The 14,570-nt window shown below is 66.2% G+C and carries 10 protein-coding genes; all 10 read right to left on the bottom strand.

Translation table 11 applies throughout. The annotated features are described in order from the left end of the window. Nucleotides 1–5: 5 nt before the first annotated feature. Nucleotides 6–878 (bottom strand): acyl-CoA thioesterase II, encoded by an 873-nt coding sequence (locus tag JOF57_RS12135; protein WP_209916723.1) that lies wholly within the window; start codon nt 876–878, stop codon nt 6–8. 44 nt (nt 879–922) lie between these two features. Beyond that, nucleotides 923–2,341, bottom strand: coding sequence for a pyruvate kinase (pyk, locus tag JOF57_RS12140; RefSeq protein WP_209916725.1), 1,419 nt, complete (start codon nt 2,339–2,341; stop codon nt 923–925). Between the two features lie 24 nt (nt 2,342–2,365). Further along, complete coding sequence (locus JOF57_RS12145; RefSeq protein ID WP_209916727.1) at nt 2,366–3,868, bottom strand: glutamate synthase subunit beta; 1,503 nt, start codon at nt 3,866–3,868, stop codon at nt 2,366–2,368. Beyond that, nucleotides 3,861–8,426: a glutamate synthase large subunit gene (gltB, locus tag JOF57_RS12150; RefSeq protein ID WP_209916729.1), complete on the bottom strand. Its 4,566-nt coding sequence runs from the start codon at nt 8,424–8,426 to the stop codon at nt 3,861–3,863. The genes JOF57_RS12145 and gltB overlap by 8 nt, the downstream gene beginning before the upstream one ends. An 85-nt stretch (nt 8,427–8,511) precedes the next feature. Next, a complete protein-coding gene (locus tag JOF57_RS12155) occupies nt 8,512–8,925 on the bottom strand; it encodes a DUF2752 domain-containing protein (protein WP_209916731.1) in 414 nt (137 codons plus the stop codon). Continuing rightward, a complete protein-coding gene (locus tag JOF57_RS12160; protein ID WP_209916733.1) occupies nt 8,915–9,292 on the bottom strand; it encodes a TM2 domain-containing protein in 378 nt (125 codons plus the stop codon). Before JOF57_RS12160 ends, JOF57_RS12155 begins: the two co-directional genes overlap by 11 nt. A 27-nt stretch (nt 9,293–9,319) precedes the next feature. Then, the gene (gene lgt, locus JOF57_RS12165) at nt 9,320–11,593 is read right to left on the bottom strand and encodes a prolipoprotein diacylglyceryl transferase (RefSeq protein ID WP_209916734.1); all 2,274 of its coding nucleotides are present in this window, start codon (nt 11,591–11,593) and stop codon (nt 9,320–9,322) included. Next, a complete protein-coding gene (trpA, locus tag JOF57_RS12170; RefSeq protein WP_209916736.1) occupies nt 11,590–12,378 on the bottom strand; it encodes a tryptophan synthase subunit alpha in 789 nt (262 codons plus the stop codon). The genes lgt and trpA overlap by 4 nt, the downstream gene beginning before the upstream one ends. Next, nucleotides 12,375–13,640, bottom strand: a complete 1,266-nt coding sequence (gene trpB, locus JOF57_RS12175; protein WP_209916738.1) for a tryptophan synthase subunit beta — start codon at nt 13,638–13,640, stop codon at nt 12,375–12,377. The genes trpA and trpB overlap by 4 nt, the downstream gene beginning before the upstream one ends. A gap of 37 nt (nt 13,641–13,677) precedes the next feature. Next, complete coding sequence (gene trpC, locus JOF57_RS12180; protein WP_209916740.1) at nt 13,678–14,496, bottom strand: indole-3-glycerol phosphate synthase TrpC; 819 nt, start codon at nt 14,494–14,496, stop codon at nt 13,678–13,680. Nucleotides 14,497–14,570: the final 74 nt, after the last annotated feature.

Below are 14,570 nucleotides of genomic sequence, written 5' to 3' on the forward strand. Positions count from 1 at the left end.
CCGACTCACGACGTGGCGGCACCAGGGAAATATTTGACGATTCCCTCCTGCACCACCGTCGCCACCAGGTGGCCCGCCGCGTCGAAAAAGTGGCCGGTGCCCAGCCCGCGGGATTCCGCGGCCACCGGCGACGTGGTCGAGTACAGCACCCATTCGTCGAACTTGATGGGCCGATGAAACCACACCGAGTGATTCATCGTCACCGCGAAGATCCGATCGAAACCCCAGGACAACCCGTGGGTGGTGATGATCGAATCGAGCACGGTGGTGTCCGAGGAGTACACCAGGGCCGCGCCGTGCAACACCGGATCCGAAGGCATCGTGCCTTCGGTCTTGAGCCACACCCGGTTGTGATCGAGCTTGCCGCCCTTGTCCCGCATCACCCAGGACGGATCGTTGGTGTACCGCCACTCGATCGGGCGCAACGCCTCGACGAACAGCGGCACCGTTTTCTCGTAGCCGCGCAGAAGTTCATCGATCTTGGGCAGCGTGTCCGGATGCGGAACCTCCGGAGCGGACAGGCTGTGCTCCAACCCCCGGCCGGCATTCATGTAGGACAACATCACCGTGGTCAGCAGGTTGCCGTCCTGCATGACATCCACCCGACGGTTGGCGAACCGGCGCTCGTCGCGCAGTCGCACCACGTGGAACTCGAGATCCTTCTGGGGATCACCACCAGCGATGAAATGCGCGTTCAACGCACTCGGCGCCAGCTTGTGTTCCAGCGTGCGCCCGCCGGCGACGAACGCCTGCGCGACCATCTGCCCACCGAAGGTGCGCACCGGATTCCTGCTCGGATGCGAACCGATGAACAGGTTGTCGTCGACGCGATTCAGATCGAGAACCGCCAGCAGCTCCTCGAAATCCGGGTGTGTCAAGGAAAGCCCTTCCAGAATCTTTGGCGCTGTCTGCCAGACAACCGCTAGACGTCGTCCTCCCCGATGCGGTGCACATGGATCAGATTCGTGGAGCCTACTGTGCCCGGCGGAGCGCCCGCGACGATGACCACGAGCTCGCCGCGCTTGTAACGGCCCAGATCCAGCAGCGACTTGTCGACCTGGCGGATCATGTCGTCCGTGCTGTTCATCTGCTCCACGATGAACGTCTCGGTACCCCAGGTCAGCGCCAGCTGGCTGCGTACCTCGGGCAGCGCTGTGAACGCCAGGACCGGCAGCGGGGTGTGCAGCCGAGCCAGGCGGCGCACCGTGTCCCCGGACTGCGTGAATGCCACCAACGCCTTGGCGTCGAGCCGCTCTCCGATGTCGCGGGCCGCATAAGAGATGACCCCGCGCTTGGTGCGGGGCGTGTGGGTCAACGGCGGCACCTTCACCGAGTTCTCCTCGACCGCCGCAATGATGCGAGCCATCGTCTTGACCGCCTCGAGCGGGAACTTGCCGACGGAGGTCTCCCCGGAGAGCATCACCGCGTCCGCGCCGTCGAGGACCGCGTTGGCGACGTCGGAGGCCTCGGCCCGGGTGGGCCGGGAGCTTTCGATCATCGACTCCAGCATCTGAGTGGCGACGATGACGGGTTTGGCGTTCTCCCTTGCCATCTGGATGGCACGCTTCTGCACCAGCGGAACTTCTTCCAGCGGCAGCTCGACGCCGAGGTCACCGCGGGCGACCATGATCGCGTCGAATGCCAGCACGATGGCCTCGAGGTTTTCGACGGCCTCGGGCTTCTCCAGCTTGGCGATCACCGGAACACGCCGGCCGACCCGGTCCATCACCTCGTGGACGAGTTCGATATCGGCGGGCGAACGGACGAACGACAATGCGACGAGATCGACCCCCAGTCGCAGCGCGAACTCGAGATCCTCGATGTCCTTCTCCGATAGCGCCGGCGCCGTTACGTTCATGCCGGGCAGCGACATGCCCTTGTTGTTGCTGACGGGGCCGCCCTCGGTGACCGTGCAGATCACGTCGTTGCCGTCGATCTGGTCGACCACCAGGCCGACGTTGCCGTCGTCGACGAGGACCCGATCCCCTGCCCGAGCGTCTTCGGCCAACCGCTTGTAGGTGGTCGATATCCGGTCGTGGGTGCCCGCGCAGTCGTCGACGGTGATCCGTACCGATTCGCCCGTCGCCCAGTAAGTGGGGCCATCGGCGAAACGGCCCAACCGGATCTTGGGGCCCTGAAGGTCGGCGAGGATGCCCACGGCGTGACCGGTGGCATCCGATGCCGCCCGCACCCGCTTGTAGGAGGCCTCGTGGTCGGTGTAGTCACCGTGGCTGAAATTCAGCCGGGCGACGTCCATTCCCGCCTCGACCAGAGCCCGTACGGTCTCATCGGTGCTGGTAGCCGGGCCAAGCGTACAAACGATCTTTCCGCGTCTGCTCACGTCGCATCAGTCTAGTTGATCGATTCAGACGACGCTCAGCGGGAGAGTCCAGGGACGTACCGGTGCCGGCAGATCCGACTCCCCCATCAGATATGCGTCCACCGCGTTGGCCGCGCTGCGGCCCTCGGCAATGGCCCACACCACCAGCGAGGCGCCGCGGTGCGCATCACCGCAGACGAATACGCCGGGAGCGTCGGTCTGCCAGTCCGAACCGCACGACACGGTGCCACGCCGAGTCAGTTTCAGGTGCAGCCCGTCGAGCAGGGCCATGTGCTCGACCCCCTCGAACCCGATCGCCAACAGCGCGAGGTCGCACGGAATCTGCAACGACTCGCCGACCGGGGTGATCTCGCGCCGTCCCTCCGCATCGCGGGTCACCCGAACTTCGGCGACCTCGACGGCCCGCACGTGACCGTTGTCGTCGCCGAGAAAACGTTGTACCGCTACCTCATACCGGCGCGCGCCACCCTCGGCGTGGGCCGGCGAGGTCCGGAGCACCAATGGCCATGTCGGCCACGGTGAGAGGTCGTCGTCGCGGGTCTCGGGGGGCTCGGCGTTGTAGTCGAGCTGAGTGACCGACGCTGCGCCCTGACGGTGCGCGGTACCCAGACAGTCGGCACCGGTGTCGCCGCCGCCGATGATCACCACGTGCTTGCCTGCGGCCGAGATCGGTGCGGATGCGTCGCCCTCGCATTCGCGGTTGGCGGGCACCAGGTGTTCCATCGCCAGGTGCACACCGTCGAGTTCACGGCCAGGCACCGCGTTGTCGCGGCCGCGCAGCGCGCCGACCGCCAGCACCACCGCCTGATGGCGCTGACGCAGCTGCTCCACGGTCAGATCGACACCGACCTCGCACTCGGTGACGAATCGTGTTCCCTCGGCCCGCATCTGGGCCAAACGCTGATTCAGCACCGCCTTCTCGAGCTTGTACTCGGGAATACCGTAGCGCAGCAACCCGCCGACCCGGTTGTCGCGCTCGTACACCGTCACCTCGTGACCGGCACGGGTGAGTTGTTGTGCGGCAGCCAAACCCGCCGGGCCCGAGCCGACGACGGCGACGCTCCGGCCGGTGGAGATCGCGGCGGGCTGAGGTTCGACGGTGCCGTTCATCCAGGCGTGGTCGGCGATCGTCTGCTCGATCCGTTTGATCGTCACGCTGCCACCGGTCTGCTCCTCGGAAATCGAGAGGACGCACGCCGCCTCACACGGCGCCGGGCACAACCTTCCGGTGAACTCCGGAAAATTGTTGGTGGCGTGCAGGCGATCGCTGGCCGCATCCCAGCGTCCCCGCCGGACCAGGTCGTTCCACTCCGGGATCAGGTTGCCCAATGGGCACCCCGCCTTGCCGGAATGACAGAACGGGATCCCGCAATCCATACAGCGGCGCGCCTGTTGTGACACCTCACCGGCGCGCGCGTTGGGATCCTCGCGCTCGTAGACCTCGCGCCAGTCCCCCACCCGCTCCTCGACCGGTCGCTTAGCGGCCTCGATCTTGGGGACACGAAGAAATCCGGTCGGATCAGCCACGGCTGGCCTCCATGATCGCGCTGTCCACATCGCGTCCCTCGGCCTTGGCCATCCGGGTCGCCTGCAGAACACGCTGGTAGTCGGTGGGCATTACTTTGGTGAATTGCGCACTGCGTCTGGGCCAGTCAGCCAGAATCGACGACGCCAACGTGCTGCCGGTATGGCGCGCGTGGCCGGCGACCACCTCGTGCAGCCAGGCCAGGTCCTCTGCCTCCAACTGCTGCAGTTGCACCATTTCGGTGTTGACCCGGGCCGGGTCCAGGCCGAGCACGAAGGCGATACCACCGGACATGCCGGCCGCCAGATTGCGCCCGGTCTTGCCCAGGATCACCACCCGGCCGCCGGTCATGTACTCACACGCGTGGTCTCCGACTCCCTCGACGACGGCCAAGGCCCCGGAATTGCGGGCACAGAAGCGCTCACCGACCCGCCCCCGCAGGAACACCTCGCCCGAGGTGGCGCCATAGAGCAGGGTGTTGCCGGCGATCACGTTGTCCTCCGGCAGGAACAGCACATCATCTGGCGGCCGCACGATCACCCGACCGCCGGAAAGACCCTTGCCCACATAGTCGTTGGCATCACCGATCAGATCCAGCGTGACGCCGGGCGGCAAGAATGCGCCGATCGACTGGCCGGCGGACCCGGTGAGCGTGACGTGAATGGTGTTGTCGGGCAACCCAGCGGCACCATAGCGGCGGGTGACCTCCGAGCCGAGCAGGGTACCCACCGTTCGGTTGACGTTGCGGACGGGCAGCTCCAGCCGAACCGGGTGGGCGTCCTCGAGTGCCCCCTCGGCGAGTTGGATGAGGGTGCGGTCCAGGGCGTGCTCGAGCCCGTGCTCCTGACCGCGCACCCGACGGCGCTGTGTCACGTTGCCGTGGAAATCGGTGGGAACCTCGAAGACAGGGCTGAGGTCGAGTCCACGGCTCTTCCAGTGCGCCACACCGGGATCAGTGTCGAGCACCTCGGCATGGCCGACCGCCTCGTCGATGCTACGGAATCCCAGCTCGGCGAGATAGCGGCGAATGTCCTCGGCGATGAACGTGAAGAAGTTCTCCACGAACTCGGGCTTGCCGTTGAACCGCGCCCGTAGTTCGGGGTTCTGCGTGGCCACTCCGACCGGGCAGGTATCCAGATGACAGACCCGCATCATGATGCAGCCCGCCACCACCAGCGGCGCCGTGGCGAAACCGAATTCCTCGGCCCCCAACAACATAGCCACGATCACGTCGCGGGCACTGCGCATGCCGCCGTCGCACTGCACGGTGATCCGGTCACGCAAACCGTTGAGCACCAACGTCTGCTGGGTATCGGCCAGGCCGATCTCCCACGGTGCCCCGGCATGCTTGAGCGAGGTCAACGGCGCGGCGCCGGTGCCGCCGTCGTGCCCGGAGATCAGCACCACGTCGGCGTGCGCCTTCGACACCCCGGCCGCGACCGTACCGACCCCGACGCTGCTCACCAGCTTCACGTGGATCCGCGCGTCGGCGTTCGCGTTCTTCAGGTCGTGGATGAGCTGGGCAAGATCCTCGATCGAATAGATGTCGTGGTGCGGGGGCGGCGAGATCAACCCCACGCCCGGAGTGGAGTGCCGGGTCTTGGCGATGTTGGGATAGACCTTGTAACCCGGGAGCTGGCCCCCCTCACCGGGTTTGGCGCCCTGAGCCATCTTGATCTGGATATCGGTGGCATTCACCAGATAGTCGCTGGTGACGCCGAAGCGGCCCGAAGCCACCTGCTTGACGGCACTTCGCCGCTGCGGATCGTAGAGCCGGTCGACGTCCTCACCGCCTTCACCGCTGTTCGACCGGCCACCGAGGTTGTTCATGGCGATGGCCATGGTCTCGTGGGCCTCTGCCGAGATGGATCCGTAACTCATTGCGCCCGTGTTGAACCGGCTCACAATCGACTCGACCGGTTCAACCTCGTCCAGCGGCACCGGCGGCCGCAACCCCTGCTTGAACTCGAACAGGCCGCGCAGCGTCCCGCCTTCCCTGGACAGCCGGTCGACCTCCTCGGAATACTTGGCGAAGATGTCACGGCGCCCGGCGCGGGTCGAATGCTGAAGCAGAAAAACCACTTCCGGGGTGAACAGGTGCAGTTCCCCCTCTCGGCGGAACGCGTACTCGCCGCCGACCTCGAGCCGACGATGTACCCGCTCGGTGGGATTCTCCGGATACGCACGCCGGTGTCGAAGCTTGACCTCCTCGGCCAGTACATCCAGTCCGACACCGCCGAGTTGGCTGGTGGTACCGGTGAAGTACTCGTCGACGACGTCGCGGCTCAGCCCGATCGCCTCGAAAACCTGCGCGGCAGTATAGGACGCGACCGTGGAGATGCCCATCTTGCTCATCACCTTGACCACGCCCTTGCCCAGCGCCTTGACGTAATTGCGCACGGCAGTGACAGTCTCGATCCCGGTGAGCTCGCCCTCGCGGATCAGGTCCTCGATCGACTCGAACGCGAGATACGGGTTGACCGCGGCGGCTCCGTACCCGATGAGCATGGCGATGTGATGGACCTCGCGGGCGTCACCGCTTTCCACGACAAGTGCCACCTTGGTGCGTTCCTTGGTGCGCACCAAGTGGTGATGTACCGCCGAAACCGCCAGCAGCGACGGGACCGGGGCCCGCGTGTGGTCGGAATCGCGATCAGAGATCACCAGGGTGCGAGCACCTTTGGCGATCGCCTCGGTGGCGCGCAACGTCAGGTCATCGAGCGCTTCAGCCAGCCCTTCGCCGCCGCGCTCGACGTCGTAGAGGGCACGGAGCACGGCGGTACGCAGACCCGGATGGTCACCGTCATCATTGATGTGGACGATCTTGCCCAACTCATCGTTGTCGAGAACCGGCCACCGCAACACGATTTGACGGCACGACGCAGCCGAAGGTTCCAGCAGATTCTCCTCGGGACCCATGACCCGGGCCATCGAGGTGACCACCTCCTCGCGGATCGCATCCAGCGGTGGATTGGTCACCTGCGCGAACAGTTCGATGAAGTAGTCGTAGAGCAACCGTGAGCGCTTCGAGAGCACCGCGACGGGGGTATCGGTCCCCATCGAGCCGAGCGGCTCCCCACCTGAAGCCGCCATCGGGGTCAGGAGAACCCGCAGTTCCTCCTCGGTGTAGCCGAACGCGATCTGCCGGCGCACCACCGAATCGTGATTCGGCTGGATCCGGGACCGTTCGGGCAATGTGCCGAGATCCAGCAGACCGGCATGCAGCCACTCACCGTAGGGCTCCGCCGCGGCCAACTGCTCCTTGATCTCGTCATCGGCGACGATCCGTCCGGCGGCGGTGTCGACCAGGAACATCTTCCCGGGTTGCAGGCGACCCTTGGCGACGATCTCCCGCGGCGGCACATCGAGTACACCGCTCTCACTGGCCAGGATGATCCGGTCATCGACCGTGCGCCACCAGCGTCCCGGCCGTAAACCGTTGCGGTCCAACACCGCCCCCACCACGGTGCCGTCGGTGAACGTGACGCAGGCCGGCCCGTCCCACGGTTCCATCAGCGAAGCATGGAACTTCCAGAACGCGCGCTCCTCGGCCTCCATCGTGGTGGCGTTCTGCCACGCCTCGGGGATCATCATCAGCACGGCGTGCGGCAGGCTGCGCCCGCCCAGGTGCAGCAGCTCAAGTACCTCGTCGAAGGACGCCGAATCGGAGGCGTCCGGCGTGCAGATCGGCGATAACCGGCTCAGGTCACCGGGAATCCGGGCGCTCGCCAGTAGCGCCTCCCGGGCGTGCATGCGGTTGCGGTTTCCGCGCACGGTGTTGATCTCCCCGTTGTGCGCCACGAACCGGAACGGATGCGCCAGTGGCCAGGACGGGAAGGTATTGGTGGAGAACCGGCTGTGCACGATCGCGATCGCGCTCATGCAACGCGCGTCCCGAAGGTCGGGAAAGTATTGCGGCAGCTGCATTGTCGTCAACATGCCCTTGTAAACGATCGTCCGGCTGGACAGCGACGCGAAATAGACCGCGTCGGCCCCCGCGCCCTGCTCAGCCCGCTTGCGGAGCGGGTAGACCCTGCGGTCGAGCTCGATACCGCTCGGACGGATGCCGTCGACCTCGGGTGCCGCAACAAACAGCTGCGCCATATGGGGCATACAGCCCAGCGCAGTCAGACCGATACCGGCACCGTCGGGATCCACCGGCACCCCCCGCCAGCCCAGAACCTCGAGGCCTTCTTCAGCGGCCAGAGCCTCGATGCGGGCACAGGCCGTACTGCGCGCGTCGCGGTCCTGGGGCAGGAAGCAGATGCCCGCGGCGAAGGTGTGAGCGCCATCGGCAGCCGGCTCCGGCAGCGCGAAATCGACTACTTCGCGCAGCAGCTCGCCCGGCAATTGCAGCAGGATGCCGGCACCATCCCCGCTATTGGGCTCGGCGCCGGCGGCGCCGCGATGTTCGAGGTGTTCCAGCGCGGTCAAACCGTCGGAGACGATGCCGTGGGAGCGGCGGCCCTGGATATCGGTGATCATCGCCACACCGCAGGAATCGGCCTCATTGGCGGGGTCATAGAGCCCCTGCGCATCTGGCAATGCCGAGAACAGCATCTAGTCGCACCTCCGCAAGTCCGGAACGTCCTGGTCCCGGGACTGCACCGGCCCGAATTTTCAGTGTATCAGCGCAGGTCGGCTACTACGGAGCGCTTATCGTCGGGACCAGCGGGAATCCCGGCAGGTTCCGGACCACGGTCCACAGGACCAGCGTGACCACGATCGTCACCACCAGCGGCATCGGGAACAGCGGTTTGCCCAGCCGCCACCGGAGCAGCATCCACACGATGAGGGCCGGGAGTCCGACCAGGGCGAAAACGTTGTCGACGACGGCTGCGCCCACGTCGCCGTGCAGCAGGTCGTGGGTCATCCGCAAGCCACCACAAGCCGGGCAGTTCCACCCGGTCAGGGCCTTGAACGGACACCCAGGGAACAGGAAACCGGGACCGTGAGGATCCGCCACCCCGATATAGGTCAGCACGCCCGCACCGAGTCCGCCCGCGGCCAGCAATGAAAGCCGTCTCGCCGGCGTGGAGGTGAGGCCGCTAGGTGCCATCGCGCAGCGGACGTCCATACGGGTCGCGGACCCGGTCGGTGAGGATCAGGATCGCGTCGATGAGCCCCCAGATGACCGCACCGATGCCGCACGTGGCCAGACCGACGAGCAACTGGGCGACGCCCAATCCGGTCTGGCCCAGGTAAATCCGCCCGATGCCCACAAAGCCGAACAGGCCGACCAACTGCAGCAGACCGGCAACCACCTTGGACTTGTCGGAGAGCGGTTCACCGGTGACCGGATGACGACCAAATGGCGCGCTCGGATCCACGAAGGCCGGTGGATAGGGCGGGTAGCCCGGAGGCGGCGGATATCCCGCTGGCGGCGGGAAATCCGAGGATTCTCCGGACGGTGACGGATCAGTCATACAGCCAGGATGCCAGAGTGCGAATCGTTATCGGCTACGGCGGAACCAGCGACGCACCCGACGGCCCTGCTGTGCCGGCTCAGCATCTTCGGCAGCAGCAGGTGATGCGGTTTCGGGCTCGTCGACGACAGTTTCATCTGCCGCGTCTGCCTCGTCCGGTTCGTCGGCGTCGTCGGCGTCGTCGGCGTCGTCGGCGTCGTCGGCCTCAGGCTCCGTGTCACCGTCGGCGTCCTCGGACTCATCGGCCACGTCATCGTCGGCGTCGGGCTCGGCTTCGACCTGCTCAGCAGGCTCGGCCTCGACATCGACATCCACTGCCTCGGCAGCGTCGTCGCCGTCCTCTTCCGTCACCTCGTCGGCTTCGGCTTCGGCTTCGGCTTCGGCTTCGGCTTCGGCTTCGGCTTCGGCTTCGGCTTCGGAGGGATTCTCGTCTACCTCTGCCTCATCCTGTTCCGGTTCGTCGGCGGTCGAAGACTCGTCAGCGACCTCATCGACAGAGGACTCCGCGACCTCGGCTTCGCTTTCGTCAGCGTCCACTGAGGCGATGGACTCATCAGCATCGGCCCCGTCCTCAGCCTCAACCGGCTCGTTTTCGGCGTCGGCTTGTGGCTCAGCCTCGTCTACAGCCTCGTCTGTGACGTCAGCTTCCTCGGCTTCAGCGGGCTCGGGCTCGGGCTCGCCAGCAGGTTCGTCGGAATCAGCTGCCGCCTCACCTTCGGCGTCGGTGGGCTCGTCATCGGAAGCCGACTCAGGCTCCTCGGCCGCATCCTCCGCGTCTTCGGATTCGACATCTTCGTCTACCGGGGCCTCAACCTCATCAACCTCGCCGGCATCCACCGACTCGGCAGGCTCAGCATCCGCGCCGGCGTCGGCCGCATCCTCGGTCTCGGCGGCGATCGCTTCGGGCTCTGGCTCCGATTCAGCGGTGTCTGTGCCAGCCTCGTCGTCGGTGCCCGTGGGCTCCTCGGCCGCATCCTCCGCATCTTCGGCTTCGACATCTTCGTCTACCGGGGCCTCAACCTCATCGACCTCATCCTCGGTCTCGGCGTCAACTGCCTCGGCCGCATCGTCGGTGATGTCCTCGGATTCGGCTTCCGCGTCGCTTTCGGCCTCCGGCTCATCTTCAGCGATATCCGAATCATCGACGTCTTCGACGGCATCCTCGTCAACGTCAGGTTCGGCAGTCTCGTCCGACTCTGCCTCGTCTTCAGACTCGTCGGAATCCTTGTCGATCGCCTTCAGATCAATTGCCGCGGCCGCTTCGGCGCCGTCGTCCTCGCTGGCACCGACCTCGTCCGGATGCATGTGGTCGGCGTCCTCGCCGTTTTCGCCGTCATCGTCGTCACCGGCCACCGTGGCGGCGGCGACAACTCCGGTCGTGGCGGCGGCCGCAACAAGTTCCTCGCCCAACTCGTCGAACGCCGATTCGTCCTCATCGGGCTTGCCCGCCAAGGTCGCCGGGTCTTCCCGTCCTCTAGTCGCCAACATGATGTAGACGACAGCGCCGATGAACACGAACGTTGAGGTGAAGGTGTTGACGCGGATACCGGCGAACTCGGTTGCCGGATCGCTGCGCATCAATTCGACCAGGAACCGGCCTGCGCAGTAGCCGGCCACGTACAGCGCGAACAGCCGCCCGTGGCCGAGCCTGAACTTCCGATCGGCCCAAATGAGCAGCGCGAAAATCAGTAGGTTCCACAGCAACTCGTACAGGAAGGTCGGATGTACGACCCGCAGGACCTCTCCGGTCGACACCCCGTTGAGATCGTCGACCTCGCCGAGGGAGTTCACGCGTTTGTAGATCTCCAGGCCCCACGGCAGTGTGGTGTCGCCGCCGTACAACTCTTGGTTGAAATAATTTCCGAGCCGGCCGATGGCCTGAGCCAAGATGATTCCCGGAGCGATTGCGTCGCCGAAGGCCGGCAGCGGAATCCCGCGCGAACGGCAACCGATCCAGGCTCCGACGCCGCCGAGGGCGACGGCGCCCCAGATTCCCAGACCGCCCTGCCAGACCTGGAATGCCGCGCCAAGGCCCCTTCCGGTGGGCCCGAAATACGTGGGCCAGTCCGTGATCACGTGGTAGAGCCGGCCACCGACGAGCCCGAAAGGCACGGCCCACAAGGCGATGTCATAGATGACGCCGGCTTGCCCGCCTCGCGCCTGCCAGCGCCGGTCGCCGATCACGAGCGCTGCGATGATGCCGACGATGATGCACAGCGCATATGCGCGCACCGGCACCGGCCCCAGATGCCAGACCCCCTGTGCCGGGCTGGGCAAATACGCGAGCACGGTAGTGGTCAAGCTGAAATCCTCTGCCTAACGCCGTTGGCCAGTTCTTCGGTGAGTCGACGGAGGGCGTCCAGCCCCTCGCCCAGGGCTGACACGAGTGCCGACCCGACGATGACGCCGTCGGCATAGGCGCCGATCTCGGCGGCCTGCGCTCCCGAGCGCACACCCAACCCGACCCCGACCGGGATGTCGGATACTTCCCTGACGCGCCGGACCAGTTCCGGGGCCGCGTTCGAGACCACGTCACGTGCTCCGGTGACGCCCATGGTCGATGCGGCGTAGACGAATCCGCGCGAAGCGTTCGCTGTCGCCGCGAGCCGTTCCGGCGTCGAAGAGGGCGCGACCACGAAGATCCGGTCGAGATCGTGCGCCTCGGATGCGGCGAACCAGTCGTCGGCTTCCTCGGGGATCAGATCCGGGGTGATCAGACCGCATCCACCGGCGGAGGCAAGGTCGCGGGCGAAGGTGTCAACGCCCTTGCGCAGCACCGGGTTCCAGTAGGTCATCACCACGGCGCGGCCACCAGCGTTGCTGATTGCCTCGACCGCGGCCAAGGTGTCACGCACCCGCACGCCGCCGGCCAGCGCGGCCTCGGTGGCGGCGGCGATCGTCGGTCCGTCCATCCCCGGATCCGAGTACGGCACACCGACCTCGACGAGGTCGCAACCGGATTCGACCAGCGCGGTCATCGCCGCGATCGAGGTCTGCACGTCCGGGAACCCGGTCGGTAGGTAACCGATCAGCGCGGCACGACTCTCGGCACGGCAGCCGTCGAACAACTCCGCCAGCCGGCTCATCCCACGCTCCCCTCGTCGAGCAGTCCGAACCATTTGGCCGCCGTCTCGACGTCCTTGTCACCACGCCCGGACAAGTTCACCACGATGATCGATCCGCTGCCCAGTTCCGGCCCCAGCTTGAGCGCGCCGGCCACCGCGTGCGCCGATTCGATCGCCGGGATGATGCCCTCGCGACGGCACAGGAGCGAGAACGCGTCCATTGCCTCGGTATCGGTGACCGGTCGGTACTCGGCACGACCGGTGTCCTTGAGAAACGCATGCTCGGGTCCGACACCCGGGTAGTCCAAACCGGCCGAGATGGAATGCGACTCGATCGTCTGGCCGTCGTCGTCCTGCAGGAGGTAGGAGAACGATCCCTGGAACGCGCCCGGCGACCCGCCGGTGAAGGTCGCGGCGTGCCGACCCGTCTCGACACCGTCGCCCGCGGCCTCGAAACCGACCAGCCGCACCGCTGGGTCGTCGATGAACGCGTGGAATGCGCCGATGGCGTTCGAGCCACCGCCGACGCATGCGGCGACCGCGTCGGGCAACCGACCCGCCTGATCGAGGATCTGCGCCCTGGCCTCCATGCCGATGATCCGCTGGAAATCACGCACCATCAGCGGGAACGGATGCGGACCGGCCGCCGTTCCGAAACAGTAGTAAGTGTCGTCGGCGTTCGTCACCCAGTCCCGGAACGCTTCGTTGATCGCGTCCTTGAGGGTTTTCGAACCGGCCTCGACCGACACCACGGTCGCACCGAGCAGTCTCATGCGCGCGACGTTGAGGGCCTGTCGGGCGGTGTCCACCGCGCCCATGTAGATGATGCATTCCAGACCGAGCAGCGCGCACGCCGTCGCGGTGGCCACGCCGTGCTGTCCGGCCCCGGTCTCGGCGATGACGCGCGTCTTGCCCATCTGCCGCGCCAGCAGTGCCTGCCCCAGAACGTTGTTGATCTTGTGAGAACCAGTGTGGTTCAGGTCTTCTCGTTTGAGGAAGATACGGGCACCACCGGCATGCTCGGATAACCGGGCGGCCTCGTACAGCGGCGAGGGCCGGCCACTGTAGTGCCGCTGCAGACGGTCGAGCTCGTCGAGGAAGGACTGATCGCCTCGTGACTTCTCGTAGGCCGCGGTGACCTCTTCGATCACCGCCATCAGCGCCTCGGGTACCAACCGCCCACCGTAGGGACCGAAGTGACCCCGAGCGTCGGGATCATGAACGGTGGGTTCGGCAACGCCTGCGCTGGAACGGGGCAACTCCGGCCCCGCAAGATCCGCCATCAATGTGTCTTTTCGTGCAAGCGGCTCATTGCCTGGTTCAGCGAGCCGGTTTCGGGCAGGACGGGTGCGTACCGGCGGTGACCAGATCGGCGACCGCGGTGCGGGGATCTCCGCTGGTCACCAGGCCCTCACCGACCAGCACGGCATCGGCACCCGCGCCGGCATACGCCAGCAGGTCAGCGGTTCCACGTATTCCGGACTCCGCGACGCGGATGACGTTGCTGGGCAACCCGGGGGCGATGCGAGCGAAGCAGTCGCGGTCGACAGTCAGCGTCTTGAGGTCGCGGGCGTTGACACCGATGACCTTGGCGCCGGCCTGCAACGCCCGGTCGGCCTCTTCTTCGGTATGCACCTCCACCAGAGCCGTCATCCCGAGGGATTCCGTGCGCTCCAGCAGCGATTCCAACACCGATTGCTCCAGCGCCGCCACAATGAGCAGCAACAGGTCCGCACCGTGCGCCCGAGCTTCATGAATCTGGTACGGCTTGACGATAAAGTCCTTGCGCAACACCGGAATTGACACTGCAGCCCGCACCGCGTCCAAGTCGTCCAGCGAGCCGTTGAACCTGCGCTGCTCGGTGAGCACGCTGATCGCCCGCGCACCGCCGGCTTCGTAAGCCCGCGCCAGGTGTGCCGGGTCGGCGATATTGGCCAACTCGCCCCGCGAAGGACTCGCCCGCTTCACCTCGGCGATCACGGCGATTCCTGGTTCCCGCAACGCAGCCATCACGTTGAGCGGTGCAGGTGCATCCTGGGCCCGCGCCTTGATCTCAGCCAGGCTGACGACGGCCTCGCGAGCAGCTACGTCGGCGCGGACTCCCTCGATGATGGAGTCGAGCACTGTCGCCGCACTCATCGCCCGTCGGTTCCTCTCTGGTGCCTCCGGGCCGGTCCCGGTTGCCCTCCCAGGAAGGGTAGCCGTCGCCACAC

The organism is Mycolicibacterium lutetiense, from assembly GCF_017876775.1.
In the GTDB taxonomy this organism is placed as follows: Bacteria; Actinomycetota; Actinomycetes; order Mycobacteriales; family Mycobacteriaceae; genus Mycobacterium; species Mycobacterium lutetiense.